The organism is Okeania sp. SIO2B9 (assembly GCF_010672505.1).
In the GTDB taxonomy this organism is placed as follows: Bacteria; Cyanobacteriota; Cyanobacteriia; order Cyanobacteriales; family Microcoleaceae; genus Okeania; species Okeania hirsuta.
Genome location: NZ_JAAHGK010000517.1, coordinates 4,142 through 4,921, shown reverse-complemented (window position 1 = coordinate 4,921; position 780 = coordinate 4,142). Strand labels below are relative to the sequence as shown.

1 protein-coding gene is annotated in these 780 nt (G+C 43.5%); it reads right to left on the bottom strand.

Annotated features, from left to right (window positions below; genetic code table 11):
* Nucleotides 1-256 precede the first annotated feature (256 nt).
* The gene (locus tag F6K13_RS18145; protein ID WP_353735682.1) at nt 257-601 is read right to left on the bottom strand and encodes a glycosyltransferase; all 345 of its coding nucleotides are present in this window, start codon (nt 599-601) and stop codon (nt 257-259) included.
* Nucleotides 602-780: the final 179 nt, after the last annotated feature.

The window sequence follows — 780 nt, the reverse complement described above, 5'->3', positions numbered from 1 at the left end:
TGTCTCCTGTCTCCTGTCTCCTGTCTCCTGTCTCCTGTCTCCTGTCTCCTGTCTCCTGTCTCCTGTCTCCTGTCTCCTGTCTCCTGTCTCCTGTCTCCTGTCTCCTGTCTCCTGTCTCCTGTCTCCTTCTTCAAAGGTTTTTTATTCCCTCTTCCGGAGCTGTTGCCTGCGCACAGCGCTATATAAAGTGCGACAAATGTATAACCGGATTTCAGATCAGGAGAAAAGTAGAAGTTGAAAAATTGTTTCTGCCTTCCTAGTTTATCGTTTCAGCTAAGACTGGTTTCCCTGTAGAAACTGCCTGTTCAATAATATCAGCAGCACGAGTTACTCCACCTGATCGCTTAATTGCTGACTGTAATCTTAAAGCATTTTGTTTATATGAAGGTTGTGTTAGTACCTGGGAAATTTCTGTTCGTAACCGTTCCACAGTCAAACGCTTCAGTGGTATAGCTTCCCCTGCTCCACTCCAAGCAATTCGTGCTGCTACTCCTGGTTGGTCAAAGGCAATAGGAATAGCAACCATTGGTACTGCATTATTTAAACATTCTAGAGTTGTATTCATACCTGCATGAGTAATAGTCAGAGTAGCTTTTTGCAGTAGTTATAACTGGGGTGCATATTTGACAACTAGGGAATTTCCCGGTAAATTAGGTAGAGATTCTGGAGTTGCCGAACCCCCCAGAGACATTACTAACTGAGCATCCAACCCGTCACAAGCTACTGCAATTTTATCAAAGACATCAAAAAAACGATTTACTAAACTTCCAAGAGAAGCAT